The following is a 25,348-nucleotide window of genomic DNA, read 5'->3' as shown; positions in this document are numbered from 1 at the left end:
CGGCGCAAAGGCCGCCGGACAAGGGGCTCAGGCGGCTTCCCGCAGCGGCTGCGGCTCGGTCTGCGGGGCAGGGTCCGCAGCGAGCCCCGCGACCTTGGCCGAGCGGGCGACCGTGCCGACCCCGCCGCGCGCGGTGTAGGCGGCAGGCGGAAAGGCCATCCATTTCGGCACCCAGCCTTCGAGCTTCGGGCGCCCGTTCTGGCCGGTCAGGCTGTCGCGGATGATCTGGCGCTTCACCTTGCCGGTCGCGGCCTCGTTGGCGGCGGCGATCTCCGGCCCGGCGGTGTCGGCCAGCACGCAGCCCAGCACCTCGCGGTCCTTGACGAGGTCGAGCAGCGCGTCGTCGGCTTCCCAGACTTTCGCTATGTCGGTGCCGAGGATCGGCCCCAGCATTTCGACCAGCGCGCTGCCCGCCTCCAGCGTCTCGGCCATGACGATGGCGAGTGCCTCCATCACCGCCGCATCGGGAAGCTCGATCAACCGGGCCAGCAGGGCAGGCAGGCCGTCGCCTTCGAAGCCGCGCGTAACGGTCGGCGTCTCGGGGTCGAAACCGAGCAGCGCGAGCACCGCCCGCCGCTTCGCGTCGAACGCGGCTTCCGCCATGCTGTTCTCGACGCTCTCGGCGATGGCATCGCACCGGGTATGCTGTTCCTCGATCCGGACCTGCCAGAGCGGCGAGCCGACGATCGCGTGCGCAACCATCACCCGCAGCGCCAGCGAAGGCTGGGCCGCAAGGTCGGCACGGACGGCGGCATGCCGGTGCAGATCGACATAGTTCTGGATCGGCGCACTCAGCTCGGGCCGTACCGGCTTCTCGTCCTGGCTGGCCTCGCCACGCTCGCGCAGACGCGCCTCTTTGGTCGAGATATAACCTTCATGGACGGTCACCTCGCCGCGCGCACTGACCGCTAGGAAGACCTTGCCGCCCTTGCGCTTGGGACAACGCTCATGCTCCCAGCTATGGAAGGTGTCGCCGGTCGGAAGGATCACCACCTCGGGCCAGCCGGCTTCGCGATAGCCCTCGGCCTTGGCCTCAATGGCAGGCGTCTGCGCCGCCCAGAAGCTGGCCGTATCGGCGAAGAAACGCTCCTCGCCGAACAGGTCCGACACCACCTCGCCGGGATAGTCGGCCAGATCGAACAGCGCCGCGCTGAGCGGAATCGTCGCCCCGCCGAACAACCACGCCTTGAGCTGATGCCCGGTCGGGCAATGCGCCTCGGGATCGTCCAGCAACGCCAGCCAGTCGCGCTGCCTTGCCTTGGACGCGAGGGTCAGGTGCCGCACGGTGCCCACGTCGATATCACCCTTGCGATAGAGCGAACGAATGCGCGGAAGCAGATTGCCCAGCGCCAGCGTCCGCTTCACCTGAAGCTCGGTAAGCCCAAAGGTCGGGGCGATGTCCTCGGGCGTGCGCCCCTCCCGAACCAGCCGTGTGAAGCTCTCCCACAGCGTCACCTCGTCCGGGTCCAGCCGCGCGACGTTCTCGATCAGCGATGCTTCCAGCGCCGCCGCATCGTCGCCCGCTGCCATGACCGCACAGGGAAGCGCCTCGTCCTCGCCGTTCTCCGCCGCAACTGCCAGCGCCGCATGGTAGCGTCGCTTGCCCGCCACGATCTCGAAGCGCTCGGCTTCCTCGGTCGGCCGCACGATCAGCGGCACCAGCACGCCCCGCGCCCGGATCGACGGCAGGATGTGCGACAGGTCGGCCTTGCCCCTGGCCCGCATGTTCACAGCGGAGATGCAGAGCTTGGCGGTATCGATATGCTTGAGTTCCATCTGTCCTACTCCTCTTCAAACACCGCACCGGCCCCGGAAAAGGGGGGTGGGCGGCAAGGAGCAGACCGGCAGTCCCGCTTGAGCGGCGGGCAGCACCCCCGGGGTCCCCATTGCGCCTGCGCAATGGGGTGGCTTGCAGGGCCGAAACACAGTGGAGGACCCGCGCAGCGGGTTGCGGCGCGCCGCGACGGGACTAGAGGGAGCGACGCCCACCCCCCTTGGCCGCGGCCGGCAGGCAACGCCGGCGCACCAGCGCCGACCGCAGATCTTCAGAAGCGCAGCGCCCGGCGCCAGCGGCGCCCATCAAAGGAGCACTCTCGTATCCGGCCGGCCGTCGCGGCGGCGTGCGCGCGCAACTGTGCGCCAGCCGCCGCCGCGCCCTCCGACCGGATCGAGTGTGCCACGCGGAAAACAGGAAGCACCGCGGACCCTGGCGGCTGCGCAGCAGTCCGTCAGAGAACGCCCATCAGACATCGCGTTCGACTAAATGGCATCGCCGTTTCACGTCATGCGATCGTCACCCGAATGGGCCGAGACGCACAGCGACTCGGGGCCGTGCAAGCGGCGTAGAGCGCGGCCACGCGGAGCGTGGGACGCCCTGGCACGACCGCCCTGATTCCAGCGACCTACGCTATCCTACGTTTGTGCACGCTGTGGCCGCAAAGGCGCCTTCTGACACCCAAGAGGCCCTTTTCACCTGCCTGGATTCCTGCCCAACTTACCCTGGTGAGCACCACTCAACAGCACCAAGTGCAAGGTGATACCAATGCAGACCGATACCCCCGACCGAATCCTCCGGATCAAGACCGTCCTCGAGCGCACCGGCCTCAGCCGCTCGACCATGTACCGCAAGATGCAGGACGGCACCTTTCCCAGGAACATCCAGATCAGCACCCGCTGCGCTGGCTGGCGCGAGTCCGCCATCCTCGAATGGCTCAAGAACCCGATGTTCTACGTTGCGGACCAAGAGGCTGACGCGGGCGGCGCCGTCCTCAGATAAATTTCGTCCCGCGCCTAAACTATCCTGAAATTCCACCGACAAGGCTTTGTCAGGGCGACGAAAAGTCTGGTTGCCCGCGTTGGATTGGGTGGGGGAATAGATGGTTGCAATCTTCACGGGCGCCGGCACGGGTTTCGAGCGCGGCTCGGGGAGTGTGCTGGGCGGTGCGGGGCTGCTGGGCTCGGCGGGTTTCGGGCGAAGCGGTTCGCAGGTCCTCCTGAACGCGGCCAACGGCAACCTGCTGATCAACCGGCAGGACGAGTTCCTGGCCGGGCGCGGCCCCGATGCCGGTGTCGGTCGGACCTATAACAGCCTGGGCAGCCAGAGCGACGACAATGGCGACAACTGGCTGCAGAGCACGGACCGCCGTGTCTTTGGCCTGACGGGGACGGCAAACAGCTGGGGGAGCACCGTCAAGCGGCGCTCGGGCGATGGCAGCGAGATCACCTATAGCTGGGACGGCACCAGCTATGTCGCGACCGATGGGGCGGGGAGCTTCGACCGGCTGACCTATAGCGGCTCGGTCTGGACCTGGACGGACGGCGACAGCCGGGTCACCGAGACCTATGCGGCCTATGGCAATTACTGGCGGATCACGTCCCAGGCCGACACGAGCGGCAATGCGCTGAGCTATGGCTATACCGACGACAAGCTGACCACGCTCAGCACCGCCAATGGCGAGACGCTCACCTATAGCTGGAGCGGTAACCACATCACCACCGTGAACTCCGGCGACGGCACGCTCACGCGTTATTTCTATGACAGCTATGACCGGCTCAACCGGGTCGAGATCGAGCTCGCAGGCGGCGGTGCGGTCTATTCGACCAGCTACACCTATGTCGGAACCTCGAAGCTGGTCGCCACGATCAGCGAGACCGACGGCTCATCCCTGACGATCGGCTATGATACCTCCAATCGCGTCACCAGCCTGACCCAGGCAACTTCCTCCGGCGTACCGCGTACCACCATCATCGCCTATGGTTCCGGCTATACCGATGTCACCGATCCGCTCGGTGTGGTCACTCGTCTCGAATATGCCAACGGCAATCTCGCCGCGCCGGTCGAGACCTGGGAATCCTGGAATCTCGACAAGCAACCCGCCACGATCGACGGCCGTGCGGCCACCCAATATACCGTCCAGGCCGGAGGTGCATGGTCCGCGGCTTCGCAGTGGATGACAAGCGCCGGGGAGACGCTCACCTTCGCGCTTACGCTGCAGGCGGTGGGTATCTACACCAGTCAGGATCTCGGGCTGTATGCGGATCTCGAGGGCTGGGGCAGCCCGGACATATCCTCCGCGCGCATCGTGTCCGGCCCCGGGCACCTCGAGCAGGTGGCTGGTGGTCTGTGGCGCGTGGTCGGCCTTTCGACCACCACAGGTACGCGAGTCGAGATTACGCGTACCTACAAGCAGGCCCAGTCGGTGGGGGCCTTCTTCTATGGAGACAATCCCGGGGGATACCGCACTGGTGCCTCACTGATCGTCGCCGATGCGACATTGGTCCGCAAATCTGGGGGGCTGTTCGCCAGCCAGCAGAACATAGCCAACTGGGACTTTGGTGGGGTGACCGTCACTCCGACCGGCAACCTGATCGATGGGTCCCCGGCCTCGCAGCTCAGCGTCAACGCCGGCGTCTGGGCGGGTGGCTCGGCCTATTTCGGTTCTGTGAGGAAGGGCGAGCAAATCAGCCTGTCCTTGAGCCTGCAGGCCGTTTCCGGCAGCGCGATCGCGCAGAGTCTTGGTCTCTATGGCAATTCGAGTGCCTGGGGCACGAATGGCAACGCGGTTGCCCGGATCGTCTCCGGGCCCGGAACCATTGTACAGAATGATGGTGGGCTATGGACCGTTACCGGCCTGTCCGCCACCCAGGTCACCCGCGTCGAGATCGTCCGGACCTATGACCAGGAAGAGAATGCCGGCGCCTATATCTATATCGACAACCCGGGAGGTTTCCGCGTCGGTCAGGCCATGATCGCGGGCGCGCCCTATGTGGCGCGCCTTGGTACCGAAGGTGCGCAGGCCAACCAGCTGACCAAGATAACCACCGCTTTTGGTACCGCCCAGGCGCAAACGGTGCAGTTCGGCTATAACGGCAATGGTGATCTCACCAGCGTCACCGACAGCTTGGGCAATGCCACCAGCTATACCTATGATGCCAATGGCAATCTGCTGACAACGACGGACCGGCTCGGCAATGTCGTCACGCGGACCTACAATGCCCAAAACCAGCTCCTGACCGAGGCGCGCACCGGATCCGACAAGGATTCGGCCGCGGGCATTCATACCGCGCGCTATGTCTATGACAGCGCCAACCGGCTGCGTTTCACGATCAGCGCCGAAGGCGATGTGGTCGAATATGCCTATGGCGGTAATGGCCTGTTGTCGGCGACCCGGACCTATCGCACCCGTTATGATCTGACCGGCCTTGCGGCCTCGGCGGTCCCGACCGAGGCGCAGATGGCGACCTGGACCACCAATACCGCCAGCCCGAGCGAGATCGAGATCGTCCTGCATTATTGGGATGTCCGCGGGAATCTTCTGGAGCGTGTGACCTATGGTGCATCCAACGGTCCGAACGGCCCTTCGACCGCGGGTGGCTATACGCACGAACATTTTATCTACGATACCGCCGGACGACTCCTGCAGACGAACGTGTCCGGCAAGAATACCGAATATTTCGTCTATGACGGCCTGGGCCGGGTTACCTCCAGGACCGACATCAGCGGCGGCACCGTCAGCATCGCGTTCAACGACACCGCGCTGCAGACGGTGGTGACGCTGTCCAACGGACTGGTGCAGACCTCAAGCTACACAAAGGAAGGTGAGCTCGCCAGCTATACCGAGACGGGGACTGCCGTCACGGCCGGGACGGCGATGTCCTGGTATGACAAGGATGGCCGGCTCCGGAAGTTCACCGATGCTACCGGGCGCATCTCCTATTATCTGTACGACGCTGCCGGTCGGAAGGTCGCGGACATCTCGCAAGCCGGCGAGGTCACCGAATATCGCTATGATGCCAATGATCGCCTGGTCGCTACGGTCCGCTATACCCTGATCGTAGGCGGCAGCTCGACGCTCACGCTTCTGAACGATCCGAATTCGACCATCGACCTGGCCTCGATCCGGCCGGCCGCGAACGCCTCCGACATCTGGACCTGGACGGTGTACGACAAGGAAGGCCGGGAGATCGAGACGATCGAAGGCGACGGCTCGGTCACCACCTATGAATATGATGCCTCCGGGCGGCTGGTGAAGACCATAGGCTATGCCAACAAGCTTTTGCCGGCACAGATAAGCGCGTTCCAGTCCGCGGCACCGACGAGCGTGGTGACGCTGGCTGCGCATGCGGACGACCGTGTGTCGCGTGTCTTCTATGACCGCGCGGGCCGGGTGATCGGCACCCTGAACGCAGAGGGCTTCCTCACCCGGACGGTCTATGACGGCGCTGGGCAGAAGGTGCAGGAGACCGCCTTTGTCGTCCAGACCAACGGAGCCTATAGGGCGAGCGGCACCTTCCAGGAGCTGCTGAACAGCGTTGGTACCAATTCGGTCGATCGTACGGTCCGCTATGTCTACGATCAGCAAGGCTATCTGCGCTTCACGATCGACGCGCTCAACCACATCACCGAATATATCTATGAATATTCGACATCGGCTACCACGGCATTCGGACCGGTGCGGCAGACCGTCCAATATGCGGCGCCGCTCCCGGCGCTGAGCAGCTACACCTACACGTCGGTAAAGAATGCCACCTACACCTTAGGTAACCCGGCCAACCGTACCAGCTTCGCTGTCTATGATGCTGCCGGAAGGCTTGCCTATTCGATCGATGCCGGCCGCGCGGTCATCGGCTATAGCTATGACAGCTTCGGCAATGTGATCCGCAAGACTGCCTATGCCACGTTGAGCCTGGCCACGAGCCTGCCCAGCATGGATGACATGGTCAGCTGGGCCGGGTCGGCGGCGACGGCGTCGGATCGCATCACTCGCTTCTATTACAATTCGAAGAGCGAGCTGCGCTACACGGTCGATGCCGAAGGCTATGTCAGCCGGACCGACTATGATGCCGAAGGCCGGGTCACCGCGACGGTACGATGGGAAGCAGCGGTTTCGCCTGGCGACAGCTGGATTCTGTCGGACGTCGCCGGCGCCGCCACTGGCAGCTGGATCGCTACCAGCACCTATTATGATTCAAAGGGGCGGGTGACGCTCAGCGTCGACGGCGAGGGCCATTCGCGACGCTATTATTACTCGATGAATGGCACCCTTGCCTGGGATATTGTCGCGGAGGGCACCCCGGACGAGAGCCGCACCTACTATGCCTATAGTGCGGCGGGGAGCATGACCTATCGGAGCTTCGCGCATGGGACGGCGCAGCAATCGCTGACGATATATACCTATAACGGCCTGGGGGATCTGATCAGCGAGACCGATCCTGCCGGTCATGCAACCACTTATACCTATGACCATCTGGGCAGGAAGCTGACGCAGACCGACGCGTTGGAAGGGGTGACCCGCTACCAGTATGATTCCTTCGGTGACCTGGTCGGAGTGACCGACGCGCGCGGCAAGGCGTCCTACAGCTATTATGACAATCTCGGACGCGTGGTTGCTACCCGCGATGCGGGGAATTTCGTCACCGAGACCGGGTACACGGTCTTTGGCGAGGTGGAATGGGTAAGGCTCAACTACAACCCTGCAACGAACACCGCCAGCGCCTCTGTCTGGCCGACCGGTTTTGCCGCGAACGCCAAGGATGCGCTGACCCAGTTCAGCTATGACAAGCTGGGCAGGTTGCTCACCACGACGGACGCGGAGGGCGGCATCGAGAAAAGCTGGTACGACGCCTTTGGCGGCGTGGTTCAGTTCCAGAACAAGCTGGGTGGGATCACCGAATATGCGCTCAGCCGCAGGGGCCTGCTGCGGTATGAAATTGTCGCGGCCGTCAAGGATGCGAGCGGCAATGAGATCTCTGCCAGCTATGTCCGCAACATCTACGAATATGACGCACGCGGGAACGTCGTGCACCAGGTCGAGGCCTTCGACCTGCCCGAGCGCCGCGATACCTGGTTTGAGTATGACAAGGCCAATCGCCTGATCAAGAAATGGGGCGAGGCGGTCTCGGTGGGCCTGTCGCCGACCACGGTCACGCCGACCGAATATTACTACTATGACAGGCGCGGCAACCTGATCGAAACCGTCGATGCGGCAGGTGCCCACACCTATTGGGTGTATGACGCGCTCAATCGCAAGACCGCGGAGCTTGGACCGACCGGGGCCGTGCGGACCTGGTCCTATGACCTGGCTGGTAACCTGAGCAGCGAGCGGGCCTATGCGAGCTTTGCGAAGGCTCCGGCCACGACCGGTCTGCTCGAGCTCCAGGTCCGCCGCATGTACGACCTCGCGCTCGGTCGGCAGCCCAACCAGGGTGAAATCGACAACTGGTCCTGGCGTATGGCGAACCTCTATCCGGGGCCGAACGCGGTGGCTTCGGCGTTCGCGGAACTGCTGGGCGATAGCAGTGTGCAATCGCGGTTTCCGTCTTCGAGCACGAACGAGGCGTTCATCCGCTCGGTATACTTCCTTGCCTTTAGGCGCGAGCCGATCGGGGATGAGGTCGGCATCTGGCTGGGGAACATGTCCGGCGGCATGAGCCGAGCTCAGGTCCTGGCCTTTTTCAGCGAGCATCCGGACCATGTCGTGATCGGCGCCGCCGAGATGGTGGAGCAGCAGGTCGCGGCCCTGGCTGGCAGCGCCTCCCGCGAGACGAGCTACACCTATGATGAACTCGGTCGCCTCAAGACGAGCAGCGTCGCGGGCCAGTCCTATGGCTATTGGGACGGGAGCAACTATGTCTATTCCAGCGGCACGCTGACGACGACCTATGACTATGACGCAGTCGGGAACCTGGTCTCGGTCACCGACCCGACCGGTGCGGTAACACGCTCCACTTATGACTCGCTCAACCGGCGGATCCGTCAGGTCGATGCCGAAGGCTATATCACCACCTGGGCCTATGACGCCGAGGGCAATGTCTATCACGAGCGCCGCTGGGCACTGAAGGAACTCGCAGGAGGCGGGGACCCGGATTTCACGGGCGCCGACCGCATCACCGAGTTCGAATATGACAAGATGGGCCGCCGCATCGCTGAGCGGCGCTTCTATGTCGAGGCCTGGTCGCTCAACAGCAACAATGGCCAGCTTTCCGGCATCTATGGCACTTCGCTGATCCGCTACACCTACAACGCATTGGGCGAGGTCCTGACCAAGACCGAGGCGCGCTATGAGGCGGGCGGCGTCCCCCAGGGGCCGAGCGACACTACCAGCTACACCTATGACAACGCCGGCCGCCTGATCATGGAGACGCGCCCGGCAATCGCGCTCTCGGGCGGAGGCAGCGATACCCCGACGATCCGCTACACCTATAACGCGCTCGATCAACTGACGATCACGCGGCAGGGCGGTGCATCGATATCCCCCAGCGACCGGATTACCCGCAATCTGTACGATGGGGTGGGGCGCCTCACCGGGGTGGTTGATGCGCTCGGGCAGACGCGCAGCTATGTCTATGACGCGGCAGGCCGGAAGATCGGCGAATATTACACCCGCGAGCTTGGCAATGGAGCGTCGCTCGGCGGCGGCTCGACGATCGTCGAGGGCATCTCCTACGAATATGACCTGGCGGGCAACCTGGTCGGCCAGGCGGTCAATACGATCAGCGGTGGCACCTGGTCCGCGGTCAGTTCCACCCGGAGCGCGTACAACGCGTTCGGCGAAATCACCGACCGCGGCACCAATGTCACGGCGGGCAGCGCTGCCTCGGGCTGGGCGGAGCATTTCGTCTATGACACCAGCGGGCATCTGATCCGCTCGAATGCCGGAGACGGCGTGTGGCGCGTCTATGCCTATGACAAGGCAGGCCGGCAGACGCTGAGCATCGAGAGCAACGGCACGGCCGATCTGTCGAACATGACCCAGTCCACCGCGGTCGGCCTTGTCGCAGGCGGCACGGTCACCGCGACCGCTACGATGTTCGACAGGCGTGGCCAGGCGACGCAGGTGGTGCAGATGCTACGCCGTACCGCAGTTGGTGGGTCCGCCCAGAACCTTGTCGCCGAACGCGGCTACACTGCCTTTGGTGAACTGTTCTGGGAGCGGGACGCCCTCGGTCGCCAGACGGACTATAGCTACAATACCATGGGCCGAGTGGTCGAGATTCGGCGCCCGACCGTCTCGGTCACGGCCGAGAACGGCACGGTATCGGACATTCGTCCAACCGAGAAAATGCTCTACGACATTGCAGGGCGGCTGATCGGCACCCAGGACGCCAATAGCGTCTGGACGGGCTCCGGGGTCAGGACGACGCGGCAGCTGATCGCTGGTACAGGCTATGGCGACAGCGCGGCTCTGGTCGCAAAGGAATGGCATCCCGACGGCGGCATCGTCAGCAACGGCTACAATATCTTCGGCGATCTCGTGTCGACGACCGATGAGATCGGCCGCACCACCACCATGGCTTATGACAAGCTGGGCCAGCTCACCCAGGTGACGCGCCCGGCCACCGCCGCCGGGACCCTGGTCGAGGAACATTCCTACGACATCCTCGGCCAGCGCATCGGCCACTGGAATAATGTCGTCGGCTATGCGGGGCGTGAACGCACCGAATATGACACGCTGGGCAGGGTCACTCTCCAAAGGGCGTTCGGTGGTGACTATACTGCCACCAGCTATAGCTGGCAGGCGGCGATGGCGACTTCCGGCATGGGAACGTTCGGAGGCTGGATCGCTACCACGGCCTATGTGAACGGTCGCAGCGGCACCGAATATACCGATATCTTCGGGCACCTCACCTGGAAGAGCGACCTTGGAGGGCATGTCACCACCGCCAGCTATGATCTGGCGGGGCGGATGACCGAGCGCCAGATCAGCGGCGCGCAGGGTACGGAGAGTTCCAGTTACACCTGGCTCAACAATGGTCAGCTCGGCACGGTCAGCACGACCTCGGGCGGGTTCAGCTATGTCCAGAGCTCGACCTATGATCTGGTCGGTAACAAACTCACCGAATATGGCACCCGGAACAGCCTCGTCATCCAGAACGCCACTTCGGTCTATGACGCGCTCAACCGGCTCATCAGCTGGAGCGAGGCGGGCGACAATCCCGCGATCACGCCGCCGGCCAGCTCCACCTATCAGTATGACGCCAATTCGAACGTCATGCGGACCAACAGCAGTTTCCGCTATCTCGACCAGCAGGGTGTGGCCATGAGCTTCACCGCGGCCAAGAACGACGTCTACCGCTATGACAGCATGAACCGCATGGTGCAGGGCGGCGATACCACGATCGCCTATGACCTTGCCGGCCAGCGTGTTCAGGTCAGCACCTATTCGGACGGGCTGGTCTGGACCGGATGGCGCGCGAACGCCTCGGGTACGACCATCTATGCTGACGATCCTCTGGAGTATGACGGCTATAACTGGGTCAATGTCGGCCGGGTGGTCTATACCGGCCGCGTCGTCGAGACCTATACCTACAATGCTGATGGACAGATCGACCAGATCTGGGTTTCCGGCGAGCAGGCAAGCGCCAATGGCTCGATCGACGTAACGCCCAATGGAAGCTTCGGTGCGTCCGTCAAGCGCGCGGACTATGACTATGATCTGCTGGGCCGCGTCACCAGCCAGACCGACTATGAGGCGAATGGCACCACGGTGGCATTCAACCGCTCGTCGATCGCCTATAACGACAAGGGCCAGATCACCAGCGAGACCCAGACCACGCGCCAGGGCAACAACGTCCTGGTTTCCTATATCGCCAACAAGTACGACGCGGGCTCGCTGGCGACCTATGCGCTGGGTACGGTGGTCTCGACGACCAGCGATACCTGGAAGAACGGCTCGGACTCCGATGTTCCCGATACCGTCACCGCCAATGGCTTCGAATGGTGGGACGGCGCCGTGCTCTCCGCGGTCGCCTATCGCCCGGATGCAAGCAACACCAATGTCCAGTGGAACACCACCTATTCGCTGACTGCCGGCGGGCTCACCAACAGCGCCCATATCGCCGACGGTCGCCCGCGCACGGTGAGCTTCACGCTCAATGCCGTCGGCCAGGTGCTCCGCCGCGACGAATCCGACAACAACAGTTCTGCCGGCGATCCGCATCAGGTCTGGTACCGCTTCAACGGCCGCGAAATGGGCAAGGTGACCAACGACAGCGTCGATACCGCCTATCTCGCCTCGATCAACAGCCGCCAGACTGCTGGGGGCACCGGGCCATTCCGCAACGGCGCGACGATCGGCCAGGGCTATGCTGTGTTCGGCGAGGCCTATCAGGCGCTGACCAGCTTCAGCCAGGGCTCGTCGGGCGGCAGCTACGAGGCACAGGGCGGCGAAACGCTCGAGGCCATCGCCACCCAGCTCTGGGGCGATTCCAGCCTGTGGTACCGCCTGGCGGAAGCCAACGGCCTCTCCGCGTCGGCGACGCTCTCCGCAGGTCAGCGCATCACCATCCCGACAGGCGTGGTGCGCAACACCAACACCGCGACGACGTTCAAGCCCTATGACCCGGCGGAGGCGCTTGGCAGCCTCAGTCCGACCAACCCCAAGCCCAATCAGAAGGGCAACAAATGTGGGATGTTCGGGCAAATCCTGCTTGCCGCAATAGCGATCGGAGTGAGCGCACTCTTGCCGGTAGGAGGGTCGTTCATCGGTCTTGCGATCAGCGGGGCGATCGGCAGCGCAGTGAGTCAGGGTGTTGGTGTAGCGACTGGCATCCAGGACAACTTCAGTCTCAAGGGAGTCGCGATGGCCGCGCTGAGTGCCGGGGTTGCTGGTGGGGTCAGCGAAGCGGCCCGGGCCCTTGGCGGAGTGGGCGGTACGATCGGGAAGGTCGGCGACTTCCTGGGGCGGGGCGGCTTCGTCTCCTCGGCTGTGCGCGGCGCGTTGACGAGTGCGGTCACCCAGGGGGCGGCGATCGCCGTCGGCCTTCAGCGCAAGTTCGATTTCGCAGGCGTGGCGGCGGCCGGGATCGGGGCCGGCGTGGGCAACGCCGTCGGCGCGAAGCTTGGCTACAACCCGAACCAGAAAGGCTTCAACCTCGAGAATTCGGCCAAGGGCTTTGTGGCTGGAATGAGCCGCGCCATTGCCAATGCTGCGGCGCGTTCGCTTATCGATGGAACAGACTTCGGCGATAATGTGATCGCGGCCCTGCCGGATACGATCGGGCAGACCATCGGAGGAGCGCTTGCAGATCGACTTGATGGTCCAGGAGCGAATGCAAGATTGGCCGGATCGACTTCTGCGATCGATGATATGGAGCACGGCACGTCCCATTCGGCTCAGGCAGCCGTGAAGGCGATTGAATCGCTCGGCGTGGGAATAGGCGCTGGAAAGTATCAGGGGAACGAGAACGAAATAATTGTCGTCGCGCAGGAGCGTACAAAGGCAAATCTAAAAAAGCTCTCCTACCGAGAATTCTCTGTTCTTCATTCCCTCTCGGAATACAAAAATTGGGAACCCAGCCAGGAGAACTGGCTGATCAATAGATATGCTGAGACCAAGCCGGTCATGCAGCAGCAGACGATCAGTAGCGCTCAGGCCGGATCGTCTAACGCCGCAGTGGCATCGACTAGCCAACCTTCGACCTTCTTGGGGGGCGTCGCGAAGGGGTTTGGCGATAGATTTGGCTGGCTGGCCACATCGGAGGGGCGGGCTGCGGTCGTAAATAGCTTGGCTGGCACTGCGGTGGATGGGTTTCGGCAGGTCGCGTTTGGTGGAGCCCTTTCCGATTTCGGAGTGGTGGAGCGCAACCGCCAGCGTGCTCTGGGCATGGCGGTCGGCACGGCAAAACTGGTACCAGAATTCGGCATGGCCGCTGCCACATTCGGCGATGGACTTGCGACCGGTAACTATGGTCGGGCCGGTGAAGGCGCTTTCGGTACAGGAATAACCCTGTTTGAAATCATTAGCGTTAAAGGTGCAAGCCGTCTCGGTAGTCTCACAAAGGCGGAGTCAGCGGTTGGCGCCGCAGAGAGTGGAGTATGGAAACTCAACCCATTCCAGCGCGGCCAGCAGATCGAACAGGCGCTCGGGCACAATCTGCCGAGCAATTTCCCGACAATCGACCGGTTTGAGAATGGCATTGCGACTAGCATCAAGAGCATCGATCTGGATGCTGCATCCTATCTCAACGACGCTACGCTGAGCCGTACTTTAACTGGCTACGTCGATAAGGCGGCAGGTTTCAACGGGCGGACATGGGCCGGCCGCACCATTGAAAGTGACGATATTTTAGGGCGTGGGCTCGACTTAGCGATCCCCCATAGCGGGAACGCGAGTCAGCAGGCTATCATCAATCAGGCTGTCAAATATGGCGCTACGCGCGGCGTGGTCGTAAAACCGGTTATCTATCCTTGAAGGGCGAAGCTGAATGCCAAAGCGAGTTAGCATCTATGAACGATCAGGCACAGTTTACGTGGTCACTTCCCATCAAACTCAGGCTGGGTTCTGGGTAGATGATGAAGGTGTTGAGGTGCTTCCCGGCGCGCAACCCGTCGATGTTGGAAATGCGGTAGAAGCTGCGTTGGCACGCTCGCGTGAAGGTGTTCCAACGCCCCCGCCATCGGCCGATCTTTCCGCTCCGCTATTAGCTGCCGCTGGCGTGGCATCGTGGAACACCTTCGCAAAAGTGGCGAAATATGTTGGTGTTCGTCAGAATGGCGACGCGATCAAAGTGACCCCGTACCGAAACTTGGGCGGTAAGGATGGCTTCGATCCCATGCAGGATAAGGCCATCTCGCTTCCGGCCGGAGATACTGGGTTGGCAGCTACGTTGGTTCGTGCGCTTGAGATCGCAGAATAGTGAAGGCAAGAGAAAGGCAGTGCCTCTGAGGTACTGCTAAGCTGTTGTCTGCACATCGTTATTTAGGGAGATGGACGGCACTGGGGAGGGGCCTCCCGGTGCCGTTCTGGTGTCGGATCGCCGGTAAGCGCTTGGAACTCTTCCCTCTCTAGCTGCCCGCCGTTGGAGAATGGCGCGTCGGAGGGACGAGGCGCGCCGAGTCGCGGCCATCCTTTTTGCCAAAACGGCTGTAATCGCCCCTCGACAGGGCTCGCGCGATTTGCATCCAAGTGGGTTGCGTTTCCTGCGACTCGTGGTTTCTCTTCAGCTGCCCGGAAGTGCCTTCAAAACCGTGGAAAACTCGACGAATTGGCTTGACGGGAGATGATCCTGAATGTCTCATATTGGGACATTAGGGGGATTTCATGTCAGGGCTCGTCGATGCTGCGACGGCTATTCTCGGTGCGTCCGAGAAGAAGCTGGAGATTGCGGCGCATAACGTCGCGAATATCTCAACGCCAGGCTTTAAGCGTCAAGTTGGCTTCTCGCAGCTGTTGCGTGCCGCCGAGAGCGATGTGTCGGCGCTGCCCGAGGTGGCGGTGCGCCGCAGCTTTGCGCAGGGCAAGCTCAGCGAGACGCGCAATCCGCTCGATCTGGCGATCAGCGGCGATGGCTTCTTCCAGCTGCGTGCGGGTGATCGGATCCTCTATTCTCGCCAGGGGCAGTTCAAGCTGTCGGTGGACGGCAATCTGGTGACACCCCAGGGCTATGTTCTCCAGCAGCAAGGCGGCGGCGACCTGGTAGTCGACAATGCCCAGGTGACGATCCAGCAGGACGGCGCCGTGCTCGATGACGGGCGTCCGGTTGCGCGGATCGATGTGTTCGCCGCGGCGGATGCGGGGTCGCTCGCTCCGGTCGGAGAGTCCTGCTTCTCCGCCGGTGGCGCGGCGATGGATGCGGTCAGCAATCCGGTGATCCGCCAGGGCATGGTCGAAAGCTCGAATGTCGAGCTCGGTGACGAGATGGTTTCCATGATGACGGCGCTGCGCGAGTCCGAGGGCGGGGCCAAGCTGATCCAGGTCTATGACGATCTGATTGGTCGTGCGATTTCCAGCCTGGGACAGGCGCGATGAGCGACGCATTCTATGTCGGGGCCGTGGGCCTCCAGACCCAGCAGCGAGCGCTGGACGGCATTGCCAACAACATCGCCAATGTAAACACGCCGGCCTTCAAGCGCGTCCAGCTGCGCTTCGCCGATGTTGTGGCGAGCCGGCCGGTCGATACAGTGACGACGGACGTGGTCCGGGCAACCGCCGATGCGAATGCCGATACCGCCGGCGTGATGCTCGACAGCCAGTTCATGCTCAATGAGACCGGGCAGCTCGAGCGCACTGGGCAGCAGCTCGATCTGGCAATCGATGGCAGCGGTTTCATCGAGCTCATGGGGCCGGCTGGCGAGTCGTTGCTGTGGCGCGGCGGCACGCTCAGGGTGAATGAGGATGGCCAGCTGGCCACCAGTCACGGCATCGCACTGCGCGCGGCGATCAACGTGCCGGCGGATGCGAGCGCGATCACCATTGGCAGCGATGGCATGGTTCGGGTGACCGTGCCCGATAGCGCCGATCCGGTCGAGCTCGGTCAGATCCAGCTGGTAAAGATCGCTGATCCTTCGTCGGTTTCGCGCCTCGATGGCGGGCTCTACCGCGTCGAGGATGCCAGCCTTCTGAGCGAAGCGGTGCCGGGCGAGGACGGGGCGGGGCTGCTCGTCCAGGGCTCGATCGAGCAGTCGAACGTCGCGCTTACCGACGAGATGGTGCGGCTGATGCTCGTGCAGCGCGCCTATGCCGCCAATGCGCAGATCGTGCAGGCCGCGGACCAGCTGATGGGCATAGCGAACGGTCTGCGGCGCTAGGGGGATTCAATGCGGGGGATTATATTGGGGCTGGCGCTTGCCTTCCCCGCGCCGGCATTAGCTGGCCCCGAACAGGCGGTGGGGCTGAAGCGGGCGGTGATGCTCGAGGCGGCGGAACTGCGTGTCCGCGACCTGGTCGAGCTGCGGGGCGTGAGACTGCCCGCCCGGATCGCGGACATGATCGTGATGCGCTTGCCATTAGGCACGGCAAAGCTGGACCTGCCGGCGGAGCAGGCCGCCGCGCTGGTGCGTCGACGCGTGCCGGGGCTGCGCCCCGCAGCGGTTCGTGGCGCGGTTGTGCGGATCCGCACGACTGCTACGCGCCCGGGCACTGAAGCCGCAGAATTGCGCGTGCCGGGCAGGTGTTTCGAGGCGGCGGCGAGCCTGGCTGCGGGCGCCACGCTGACCCAGGCGGATATCAGTGAAGCTGGATGTGATACAAGGCCGGTGGCGCGGATGCGTTATAGCTCGGGCGGTCTTGTCTCGGCGGTCGAGCCGGTAGCTGCTGGAAGCTATCTTGGCCGCTTGCCCCGGTTGCCCGAGCGCGCGATCGGCAAGGGGGCTTCGCTCACGCTGCGCTCCAGCGCCGGACCGGTCACGATCGAACGCTCCGTCGTCGCGATGCAGCCGGCGCGTTCGGGCGGAAAGTTGTTCGTGAAGGACGAGAGCGGCAAGGTCTTCCCGGCACCACTGATTCTCGCTGGCGAAGGGCGGTCGCAATGATCCGCTCGGCCTTTTTCGTTTTGGGAGCGGGCCTGCTGGCGACCCCTGCCGCGGCGCAGGATCTCTATCGGGGCGGCAACTGGTCCGCCATGGCGGCCGATCGTCGCGCCAGCAGCGTGGGCGACTCCATAACCGTGGTCGTCCAACAGGCGGCCGAGGCGTCGAACACCACCCAGAACGCCACGCGCAAGTCGACCGATCTCGGCGGAAGCGTCAACGGAGGCTCGCTCAACGAGCGTGGACAGCTGTCGCTCGGCGGCGGTTATACGGGGCGCGGGGAGATGCGGCGGAGCGAGCGGCTGGTCGCCCAGCTCAGCGTCACCATCACCGAAGTGCTGTCCAATGGCGATTATCGGATCGTTGGCGAGCAGCGCATGCATGTGAATGGCGAGAAGACGCTGATCGCGGTGCGCGGCCGCATTCGTCCCGAGGACATCCGCAGCGATAACAGCGTACTTTCGGGCCGCATCGCCGAGGCGGAGATCAACTATGACGGCAAGGGCTTTGTGTCGCGGAGCGCCCGCCCGGGGCTGCTGAACCGGCTCTTCTCGCTGTTGGGGCTCGGTTGATGCGCGCCTTTGGACTGGCTGCCGCCGCGTTGCTGGCACTTGCGCTGCCGATGACGCCTGCCGCCGCGCAATCGGTACCACTCAAGGGGTTGGGCCGCTTCGACGGCTGGCGCGAGAATGCGCTGGTCGGCTACGGCCTGGTGACCGGCCTTGCCGGCTCGGGCGACACGCGGCGAAGCGTTGTCACGCGCCAGGCGCTACGCAACGTCCTCAGCCGCCTGGGCACCAGCGTGACCGAAGCGGATATCAGCAGCCGCAACGTCGCCGTTGTAATGGTGACGGCGGTGCTGCCGCCCTCCGCCAATGTCGGCGACCGGATCGATGTCACCGTTTCCTCGATCGGGGACGCGCGCAGCCTTGCCGGCGGGACGCTGATCATGACGCCGCTCCTGGGCCCGGATCAGCGCGCCTATGCGCTTGCCCAGGGCCCGCTGCTCGTCGGTGGATACCGGTTCGACAGCGAGCTCAACCAGCAGCAGCGCAACTATCCGACCACCGCGTTGCTTCAGGGTGGCGCGACGATCGAGGCGGCAGTGGAATCAACGCTGCTGCACGCCGGTAACGAAGTCTCGTTCCTGCTCTCGCGGCCGAGCTTCTCGACCTCGCAGCGCATCGCCGAGCAGATCAACGCCCAGTTCGGTTATGGTACGGCAACGGCGCGCAATGCCGATGAGGTCCGCATACGCTATTCGGGCGGAGCGGCCGAACTGACCGGCTTCATCGCGCGGCTGGAGAATGTCACGGTCGCACCCGATGTCTCGCCGCGCGTGGTGATCAACGAACGCACCGGCACCGTCGTGGCAGGCGGCGACGTGATGATCTCGAGCGTCGTGATCGCGCAGGGTGACATCAAGGTGACCGTCACCGCCGAGAATATCGCTTCGCAGCCCAATTTTCTCGGTGGTTTCGCCAGCGATGTGCGCAGCCTTGTCGTTACCAATACCAAGCTCGAGGTGGACCAGGGATCGGCCGACCGCTCGTTCCGGTTTCCCAACACCTCGGTGGCCGACCTCGTTCAGGCTCTTTCGCGCGTGCATGTCGATACGCGGCGGATGATCAGCATCCTTCAGGCAATTCGGACCGCGGGCGCGCTGCACGCGGAAATCATCGTTCAGTAGCGTAACGGGTGGGGGTAAGATGGAGAGTATTTCTACCGCGCTGATCTCGAAAGCGCTCGACGGGCTGACCGCTCGCTACGAGGCGACCGCGCAGAATATCGCGAACGCCAATTCGCCGGGATACCGGCCGATCCGCGTGAGCTTCGAAGACAGCCTGCGCCGGGCCGCGGCCGAAGGGCCGGCGGCGATCGCCGGCGTGAAGCCCGAGATCGAGCTTGCTCCCATGCCGCGTATCGCCAGCGAGATGCGCCTGGACCTCGAGATCGCCAACGCCTCGCAGACCGCGATGCGTTATGGCGCGCTGCTCTCGATCCTTGGCCGCCAGATGGAAATCGCGCGCAGCATCGTGTCGGGAGGCCGCTGATATGGACGCCATGGCAATCAGCCGCACCGGGCTCGACGTCGAGTGGCAGCGCCTCCAGGTGATCGCGGAGAACCTCGCGAACATCAACACGACCCGCACGGGCAGCGGCGATCCCTTCCGCCCAATGCGTCTGCTCTCCGGGCCGCAGGTGGATTTCGCGCATCTGGTAAAGGCCGACCAGAAGCAGCCGGCGGGCGTCGAAGTCCTCGGTCTCGAGCCGATGGCGGGCGGTGGCACACGCCGGGTTTACGAGCCGGGCCATCCGCATGCCGATCCGGATGGTTTCGTCACTTATCCCGACATCGATCACGCTTCGGAGATGACGCTGCTGATCCGTACCTCGCGTGCCTATGAGGCCAACCTCACCGCGATGAGCATCGCGCAGCAAATGTACTCGCGCGCCGCCGAACTGGGCAAGCAAGCATGACCGGCCTTGAGGGCGTGGCCGCGATCGGTGCGGTCGATGGCGCACCAGTCGCAATGCGGCTTGGTGACGCGGCGCAGGTCTCGACGGGAGCAGGCCAGGGTGTCGGCTTTGGCGATGTACTGATGCGCGGGCTGCAGGGCGTCGACGAGAAGATCGCCACCGCCGACAAGCTCGTCCAGCAATTCGCGGTCGATGACAGCGTGCCGGTCCACCAGGTGACGATGGCGCTCGAGCAGGCGCGGCTCTCGGTCGAGCTGGCGATGCAGGTTCGTTCGCGGCTGGTCGAGGGCTACCGCGAAATCATGAACATGCCCCTGTGACGGGCTGAGCTTCGATGGAACCCACACAATCCGGCTGGGCGCGCGACCATATGTTGCTGCTTGGCGGCATGTTCGCACTCGTGCTGGCGGTACTGCTGATAGGATATTTCCTGTTTGGGCGCCCCGAATATGTGGTGCTCGCACAGGACCTTCGCCCTGCGGATGCCTCGGCGGTCGTCGCCGAGCTCGACAAGCGCGGCGTCTCCTATCTCTTGCGGAATGGCGGGAGCACGATCCTGGTTCCCGAGAACCAGGCGAATGCCACTCGCGTGGCAATCGCAGGGTCGGATGCGGCGGCGCGCGGGCAGATCGGCTTCGAGCTGTTCAACAAGTCGGACATGGGGCTCACCAACTTCGCGCAGAAGATCAACTACCAGCGCGCCCTGCAGGGTGAACTCGTGCGCACGATCATGGCTATGGACGGGGTGGAGAGCGCGCGCGTTCATCTGGCCTTGCCGGAGAAGGCACTGTTCCGCGGCGACCGGGTGGAACCGCGCGCCGCGGTGACGATCGCGATGAAGCCGGGCCAGACCGCCGATCCCGCGCGCGTCGTGGGGATACAGCAACTGGTCGCCGCGGCGGTGCCCGATCTTCCGGATGCACGGGTGGTGGTGCTTGATGCCTCGGGCCATGTGATCAGCGCCGCGCCTGCTCCGGGCGTGACAAATTTGGGCCCGGGCATGGAACGCCCCGCGGATATCGAGGAACGCGCGGCGATCGAGAATTATTATCGCGCGCGGGCCCGCGGCGCGATCGAACGCCAGATGCCCGGCCTGCGTTTCAGCCTGCGCGTGCTGGTTTTCCCGAGCGCCTCCGGGCCGGAAACGGCGGCCGGCGATGCCGCAGCCCCGGCAGGCTGGGCGCCGAGCGGAGAGGGCGCCCAGCGCAATTTCCGCGTGCGGATGGTATTTGTGAGCCTTGCCCCGCTCGGCAGCGAGGACCAGCAGGTTGCCCGTGCGGCGATCATGCAGGCGGCCGGGATGAGCGACCCGGCCGGCGACAGTCTCTCGTTTGAGACAGGTCCGGTCGATGCGGCTGTCGCCGCGCCGGCGATGCAGCAGCACCCGGTCACGCCGGTCGCCGCGCCGCCCGCGACTGCTTCGGTTTCGAAGACGCCGGCGGGTTTCAGCTGGCCGCCGGTGTGGATGTGGATCGTCGCGGCCGTTGCCATCGCCGCCGTGCTGGTTTGGCGTTTTCGCGGCCACGGAACCCGGCTCGATCCCGAAGTCCATGACGCTTTCGCCCAGCGGCTGCGGCGTCAGCTGAACCTTGCGGAGGAGGGTGACGATGCTGTTGCCTGAAGACGGGCTCGATCGCCTGGTCGAACAGCTTCGCACCATGCCGGGCGCTGACCGGAAGGCGATACTTTCCCGGCTTGGCGGCGAAGAGCGACGCCGGATTCGTGCCCAGCTGTCACGCCGCCCGGAACCGACCGGCGAGCCCAGCTCGCCCTATTCGCCGGACATCGCGGCACGTATCGCGGCGCCAGACAATGTGCTCACTCCGCGGGGGCGCAGGGCGCTCGAGATTTTCCTCAATCCGGCAGACAGGCAGAGCGTTCGACAGGAAAGCCGCGGCGCTTCGCTTGCAAATGCGATGGGTGGATTGCTGCGTCCGCGCGGGAAGCGGCCATGAGCAGTCTGCTCAAATCCGGCGCGGGGCGCGATGTTCGTCGTTTCGCCGGGGTGCCAGTGCCGGAACCCGTGGGGGAGTTCACTCCAGGGAGGGCTCCCGAGATCGATCCACGCGATCTGGAGCTGGCGCGTCTGGAGGGGGAAGTCGTGCGCCTGAACGCCGTGCGAAAGCAGGATGCGGCCGACGCGGTGCAGGCTATCGAGGCGGCGCGCGCAGAAGGATTGAGGCAGGGGTTGGCCGAAGCGGAAACGCGGGAAGCGGACCGCTTGCTCGCGCTCAACAAGATGTTGCGGGAAAGCACTGACGCCTTTGCAGCGCGGCTGGAGGTGCTCGACGCACTCGCGCCGGCGCTGGCTCGTACCGCGCTGGCAAAATTGTTCGACAATGTCGAAGCCTGGGCCGTGCCGGTGGAGGCGATGCTCGCGCGACAGCTTGCCACGCTGCGTCGCTCGACGCTCGTCGCAGTCAGGGTCAGCCCGCAGGATTTCCCCGATGCCCAGGCGCTCATTGTCTTGTCCGGCGCGCTCGGCCTCGAAGGCTCGAGCCTGACCAGCGACCGCGAACTGCGCGCAGGCGCGAGCCGGATCGAGTGCCGGCTCGGCCAGATCGATCTCGATGCGCGAGAACAATGGCAGGCGTTGTCGGCGTTGCTGGAGGATATGTCGGGATGACGGTCCACCCCTTCCTCCAGCGGCTTCGGGATGTCGAGCTGGTTCGTCCGGTCGGTTTCGTGCGCAAGGTAGCGCACGGCCATCTCGAGTCGACCGGGCCCGCTTGTACCCTGGGCGATCTGTGCGAAGTGACGGGTGAAGGAGGTGCGGTCCTCGCCGAAGTGGCTGGCGTCGACGATGGCGGGCTGATCCTGGTGCCGCTGGAACACAATGGTCAGATACGGCCTGGCGCGCGCGTTCAGGCACTGCCGAGCGGCGGTGCCGCAGGGGTTGGCCAGGGGTTTGCCGGTCGCGCGATCGACGCGCTCGGCCGGCCTTTTGATGGCATGGGTCCGATTGCGGCGGATGCGCATGTGTCGCTTGCCGGATCGGTGCTGCGTCCGCTGGACCGCGGCGCGACAGGGCGTAAGGTGGCGACCGGTCTGCGGGCGATTGACGGCCTCCTTACGCTGGCGGAGGGGCAGCGCGTTGGCATCTTCGCCGCGGCGGGGGTGGGAAAGACCAGCCTGCTTGAGCAGCTTGCCGGCCAGATCGAATGCGATCGCTGCGTGTTGTGCCTGGTGGGGGAGCGCGGGCGCGAAGTCGAGGGAATTTGGCGGACGCTCTCCCGGCGCGAGGATGCCGGGCGCTTCACACTGGTCGCGGCCACTTCGGACGAGACCGCTGCGCTGCGCGCGCGCGCCGTCAGCCAGGCACTCTGTCTCGCGGAATTCTGGCGCGACCAGGGGCAGCATGTGCTGCTCGTGATCGATTCCGTTACCCGCCTTGCCATGGCGCTTCGCGAGATCGGCCTGGCCGCAGGCGAGCCGCCGACGGTTCGCGCCTACACACCGAATGTTTTCTCGGCGCTACCCCGGCTGGTGGAGCGCTGCGGGGCCTCCACATCGGGCGGGGCGATCACTGCGATAATGACGGTGCTGAGCGAAACCGACGATGTCGACGATCCGATCGTCGAGGTGATGAAGTCATTGCTCGACGGCCATATCGTGCTTTCGCGGACACTGGCGGAGCGCGGGCATTTCCCGGCGATCGATATCTCGCGATCGATCAGCCGCCAGGCGGCGCGCCTGATGGACGCCGCGCATGCCGGCGTCGCGCGTACGGCGGTTTCGCAGCTTGGTATCTATGATGAGGCGCGGGTGATGATCGAAAGCGGCGTCTACAAGACAGGCGCCAATGCCGACATCGACCAGGCGATCGCAACGCGCAGCCGCCTGATGGCATTCCTGCGTCAGGGGCAGGACGACAAGGTCGCCTTCGCTGACACGCTTTCGGGCTTGCGCGGCGCCGTCGGGAGTGCCGGGCATGCATGATCGGCGGACGCATCGTACGCTTTCGGACATTGCGCTCCTGCGCAGTGCCGAACGCCTCGCCGCTTATCAGGCATTGGCTGATGCCCGCGCGCGCGAGCGTGAGGCGGAAGAAGCGGCAAGCCGCGCGGACGCGCGCGCTACAGCCGCGGCCGAGGATTGGAGTGTGCATCTGGCCGGCAGCGACTTCGCGCCCGAGTTGGCGCGTGCGCTAGCTGATGACGTGGTCGCTCAGGGCGAGCGGGCGGTTCTTGCGCGGAACCATTGCCTGCGCATGGCGGACCAGCGAGAGGAATCGGAGCAGGACTGGCACGACGGCGATGCGCGCTGCCGGCTAGCTGATCGCGCGTTGTCTGACAGCAGGCGTGCGCGACAGCGCGAGCGGGATGAACGGCTGCTCGCCTTGCTCGCGGATCGTACGGCATTGCTTTGGAGGCGTGCATGATCACTCCCTTGCCGCAATCGAACGTCACTCCCCCCGATCCGCGCGGTCCGGGGGATTCGCGGAATGCGGGCGATCCGGGTGACTTGTTCGCGCGCCTGCTTGGCGTCGAGGAATTTGCATCCTCCATACCCCTCCCTCCATCCGGGGACCCGCGGACTGCCCTGGCGATGCCGGAACCCGCAATCGACCAGAGGGAGGGCATGGAGGGCGATGCCCCGGCACCACTGGCGCAGGTTTTCAACCAGGAAGGGTTCTTCAGCCACGCATTTCTTAACACGGATGCGACCGCAGGGAAGCTTGGTGCGGAGCCGATTGCCTGTGATACTCTCGCTGGCGTCAGCCTCTCGGACAGGGGGATGCCGGCTGCGGCCGGCCTGCCGGCTGGTGCACCGGTGCAGGCAGGCATGGTGCCCCCGTCTCAGATTCTCGCCTCGCCACAGGCCTTGGCAGCGGCAGGCGGAGAGGACGGCAGCGGCCTGCACGCGTCACCGGTGCCTGCCCAGAGCCCGGGCGCCAGCACGCCGTCGGCACCCGAAGCCGAGGGCGAGGCCCCGGAGGTCCATCCGCTGCGCCGGTTGTTACGCGCCGCTGCCGGCGCGCAATCGCCCGTCCAGGTAGCGATCAGCGAGGGGGAGCTGGGCCTTCATGTCACCGCGCGCCTTGCGGGCCTGGAGGAATCCGAGCGCCGTCAATTGCGCCAGGCCATTACCGCGCTTCTCGCCCGACATGGCTTCAGGGCCGACCATATCCAGATCAATGCAATGCCAATCCGGGGGATAAAGGGATGATCGCGCAGTCCGCGCCCGTAAGCGCAGCCGATACCGGCCAGACCGCCCAGCAGAATGCAGAAACGTCGAGTGCTGCGACCGACGCGTTCGGCTTGAGCTTCGACTCGCTTCTCAAGATCATCCTGACGCAGCTGACCTATCAGGATCCGCTCAAGCCGATGGATAATTTCGAATTCGTCTCGCAGCTGGCCCAGTTCTCGCAAATCCAGCAGAGCCAGACGATGAACGATCGGCTGGAAACCCTCGTTTCCGCCCAGGCGACCAGCCAGGCGACCAGCCTGCTGGGCACCCAGGTCGATATCCCGGCGGGAGCGACCACGCTCACAGGCACGGTAACTGCGGTGACCTTTGACAATGGCTCGCCCCGGATCACCATCAAGACCGCCGACAATCGCACGATCAGCAATCTCGCGATCGCAAGCGTCACCCAAGTCAGGAAGGGGAACTAAG

At 64.4% G+C, this 25,348-nt stretch carries 19 protein-coding genes; 18 read left to right on the top strand and 1 reads right to left on the bottom strand.

Features of this window, described 5'->3' with window-relative positions:
• Positions 1-27: 27 nt before the first annotated feature.
• On the bottom strand, positions 28-1,776 hold the full coding sequence (locus O3305_RS10625) for a ParB/RepB/Spo0J family partition protein (protein ID WP_269576373.1): 1,749 nt from the start codon (positions 1,774-1,776) through the stop codon (positions 28-30).
• Between the two features lie 766 nt (positions 1,777-2,542).
• On the opposite strand from O3305_RS10625, the gene O3305_RS10620 reads away from it, so the two are divergent.
• The 18 genes from O3305_RS10620 (at position 2,543) to O3305_RS10535 (ending at position 25,347) form a co-directional block, all read left to right on the top strand.
• Positions 2,543-2,776: a helix-turn-helix transcriptional regulator gene (locus O3305_RS10620; RefSeq protein WP_269576372.1), complete on the top strand. Its 234-nt coding sequence runs from the start codon at positions 2,543-2,545 to the stop codon at positions 2,774-2,776.
• Positions 2,777-2,876: 100 nt separating this feature from the next.
• Positions 2,877-14,192, top strand: coding sequence for an endonuclease toxin domain-containing protein (locus O3305_RS10615; RefSeq protein ID WP_269576371.1), 11,316 nt, complete (start codon positions 2,877-2,879; stop codon positions 14,190-14,192).
• Positions 14,193-14,205: 13 nt separating this feature from the next.
• Entirely contained in the window at positions 14,206-14,637 is a 432-nt protein-coding gene (locus O3305_RS10610; protein WP_269576370.1) for a hypothetical protein, read from the top strand.
• A gap of 404 nt (positions 14,638-15,041) precedes the next feature.
• Positions 15,042-15,749, top strand: coding sequence for a flagellar hook-basal body protein (locus tag O3305_RS10605; protein ID WP_269576369.1), 708 nt, complete (start codon positions 15,042-15,044; stop codon positions 15,747-15,749).
• Entirely contained in the window at positions 15,746-16,528 is a 783-nt protein-coding gene (locus tag O3305_RS10600) for a flagellar hook-basal body protein (protein WP_269576368.1), read from the top strand. The genes O3305_RS10605 and O3305_RS10600 overlap by 4 nt, the downstream gene beginning before the upstream one ends.
• Before the next feature lie 24 nt (positions 16,529-16,552).
• Positions 16,553-17,251, top strand: coding sequence for a hypothetical protein (locus O3305_RS10595; RefSeq protein ID WP_269576367.1), 699 nt, complete (start codon positions 16,553-16,555; stop codon positions 17,249-17,251).
• Entirely contained in the window at positions 17,248-17,820 is a 573-nt protein-coding gene (locus O3305_RS10590; protein WP_269576366.1) for a flagellar basal body L-ring protein FlgH, read from the top strand. The genes O3305_RS10595 and O3305_RS10590 overlap by 4 nt, the downstream gene beginning before the upstream one ends.
• On the top strand, positions 17,820-18,938 hold the full coding sequence (locus O3305_RS10585) for a flagellar basal body P-ring protein FlgI (protein ID WP_269576365.1): 1,119 nt from the start codon (positions 17,820-17,822) through the stop codon (positions 18,936-18,938). Before O3305_RS10590 ends, O3305_RS10585 begins: the two co-directional genes overlap by 1 nt.
• Before the next feature lie 19 nt (positions 18,939-18,957).
• The gene (locus O3305_RS10580; RefSeq protein ID WP_269576364.1) at positions 18,958-19,302 is read left to right on the top strand and encodes a flagellar basal body rod protein FlgB; all 345 of its coding nucleotides are present in this window, start codon (positions 18,958-18,960) and stop codon (positions 19,300-19,302) included.
• 1 nt (position 19,303) lies between these two features.
• Positions 19,304-19,729: a flagellar basal body rod protein FlgC gene (gene flgC, locus O3305_RS10575; RefSeq protein WP_269576363.1), complete on the top strand. Its 426-nt coding sequence runs from the start codon at positions 19,304-19,306 to the stop codon at positions 19,727-19,729.
• The gene (fliE, locus tag O3305_RS10570; protein WP_269576362.1) at positions 19,726-20,049 is read left to right on the top strand and encodes a flagellar hook-basal body complex protein FliE; all 324 of its coding nucleotides are present in this window, start codon (positions 19,726-19,728) and stop codon (positions 20,047-20,049) included. The genes flgC and fliE overlap by 4 nt, the downstream gene beginning before the upstream one ends.
• 14 nt (positions 20,050-20,063) lie before the next feature.
• Complete coding sequence (gene fliF / locus O3305_RS10565) at positions 20,064-21,350, top strand: flagellar basal-body MS-ring/collar protein FliF (protein ID WP_269576361.1); 1,287 nt, start codon at positions 20,064-20,066, stop codon at positions 21,348-21,350.
• Positions 21,337-21,684: a hypothetical protein gene (locus tag O3305_RS10560; RefSeq protein WP_269576360.1), complete on the top strand. Its 348-nt coding sequence runs from the start codon at positions 21,337-21,339 to the stop codon at positions 21,682-21,684. The genes fliF and O3305_RS10560 overlap by 14 nt, the downstream gene beginning before the upstream one ends.
• Complete coding sequence (locus O3305_RS10555) at positions 21,681-22,355, top strand: FliH/SctL family protein (protein WP_269576359.1); 675 nt, start codon at positions 21,681-21,683, stop codon at positions 22,353-22,355. Before O3305_RS10560 ends, O3305_RS10555 begins: the two co-directional genes overlap by 4 nt.
• Entirely contained in the window at positions 22,352-23,668 is a 1,317-nt protein-coding gene (locus O3305_RS10550; RefSeq protein WP_269576358.1) for a FliI/YscN family ATPase, read from the top strand. The genes O3305_RS10555 and O3305_RS10550 overlap by 4 nt, the downstream gene beginning before the upstream one ends.
• Positions 23,661-24,110 carry a hypothetical protein gene (locus O3305_RS10545; RefSeq protein WP_269576357.1) on the top strand — a complete coding sequence of 150 codons (450 nt, stop codon included), beginning with the start codon at positions 23,661-23,663 and terminating at the stop codon, positions 24,108-24,110. The genes O3305_RS10550 and O3305_RS10545 overlap by 8 nt, the downstream gene beginning before the upstream one ends.
• Positions 24,107-24,898, top strand: a complete 792-nt coding sequence (locus O3305_RS10540; RefSeq protein ID WP_269576356.1) for a hypothetical protein — start codon at positions 24,107-24,109, stop codon at positions 24,896-24,898. The genes O3305_RS10545 and O3305_RS10540 overlap by 4 nt, the downstream gene beginning before the upstream one ends.
• Complete coding sequence (locus O3305_RS10535; protein WP_269576355.1) at positions 24,895-25,347, top strand: flagellar hook assembly protein FlgD; 453 nt, start codon at positions 24,895-24,897, stop codon at positions 25,345-25,347. Before O3305_RS10540 ends, O3305_RS10535 begins: the two co-directional genes overlap by 4 nt.
• Position 25,348 lies beyond the last annotated feature (1 nt).

The organism is Sphingomonas sp. NIBR02145 (genome assembly GCF_027359115.1).
Taxonomy (GTDB): Bacteria; Pseudomonadota; Alphaproteobacteria; order Sphingomonadales; family Sphingomonadaceae; genus Sphingomonas; species Sphingomonas kyeonggiensis_A.
The sequence above is the reverse complement of the archived record's forward strand: the minus strand, read 5'-3'. Positions and strand labels throughout refer to the sequence as shown.

Bases quoted from the DNA above. Each gene is read 5' to 3' on its own strand.
- O3305_RS10585 (WP_269576365.1), top strand. From the start codon at position 17,820: ATGCGCGCCTTTGGACTGGCTGCCGCCGCGTTGCTGGCACTTGCGCTG.
- O3305_RS10620 (WP_269576372.1), top strand. From the start codon at position 2,543: ATGCAGACCGATACCCCCGACCGAATCCTCCGGATCAAGACCGTCCTC.
- O3305_RS10545 (WP_269576357.1), top strand. From the start codon at position 23,661: ATGCATGATCGGCGGACGCATCGTACGCTTTCGGACATTGCGCTCCTG.
- O3305_RS10600 (WP_269576368.1), top strand. From the start codon at position 15,746: ATGAGCGACGCATTCTATGTCGGGGCCGTGGGCCTCCAGACCCAGCAG.
- O3305_RS10540 (WP_269576356.1), top strand. From the start codon at position 24,107: ATGATCACTCCCTTGCCGCAATCGAACGTCACTCCCCCCGATCCGCGC.
- O3305_RS10590 (WP_269576366.1), top strand. From the start codon at position 17,248: ATGATCCGCTCGGCCTTTTTCGTTTTGGGAGCGGGCCTGCTGGCGACC.
- fliF (WP_269576361.1), top strand. From the start codon at position 20,064: ATGGAACCCACACAATCCGGCTGGGCGCGCGACCATATGTTGCTGCTT.
- O3305_RS10555 (WP_269576359.1), top strand. From the start codon at position 21,681: ATGAGCAGTCTGCTCAAATCCGGCGCGGGGCGCGATGTTCGTCGTTTC.
- O3305_RS10560 (WP_269576360.1), top strand. From the start codon at position 21,337: ATGCTGTTGCCTGAAGACGGGCTCGATCGCCTGGTCGAACAGCTTCGC.
- O3305_RS10580 (WP_269576364.1), top strand. From the start codon at position 18,958: ATGGAGAGTATTTCTACCGCGCTGATCTCGAAAGCGCTCGACGGGCTG.
- O3305_RS10615 (WP_269576371.1), top strand. From the start codon at position 2,877: ATGGTTGCAATCTTCACGGGCGCCGGCACGGGTTTCGAGCGCGGCTCG.
- O3305_RS10535 (WP_269576355.1), top strand. From the start codon at position 24,895: ATGATCGCGCAGTCCGCGCCCGTAAGCGCAGCCGATACCGGCCAGACC.
- O3305_RS10605 (WP_269576369.1), top strand. From the start codon at position 15,042: ATGTCAGGGCTCGTCGATGCTGCGACGGCTATTCTCGGTGCGTCCGAG.
- flgC (WP_269576363.1), top strand. From the start codon at position 19,304: ATGGACGCCATGGCAATCAGCCGCACCGGGCTCGACGTCGAGTGGCAG.
- O3305_RS10550 (WP_269576358.1), top strand. From the start codon at position 22,352: ATGACGGTCCACCCCTTCCTCCAGCGGCTTCGGGATGTCGAGCTGGTT.
- fliE (WP_269576362.1), top strand. From the start codon at position 19,726: ATGACCGGCCTTGAGGGCGTGGCCGCGATCGGTGCGGTCGATGGCGCA.
- O3305_RS10610 (WP_269576370.1), top strand. From the start codon at position 14,206: ATGCCAAAGCGAGTTAGCATCTATGAACGATCAGGCACAGTTTACGTG.
- O3305_RS10625 (WP_269576373.1), bottom strand. From the start codon at position 1,776: ATGGAACTCAAGCATATCGATACCGCCAAGCTCTGCATCTCCGCTGTG.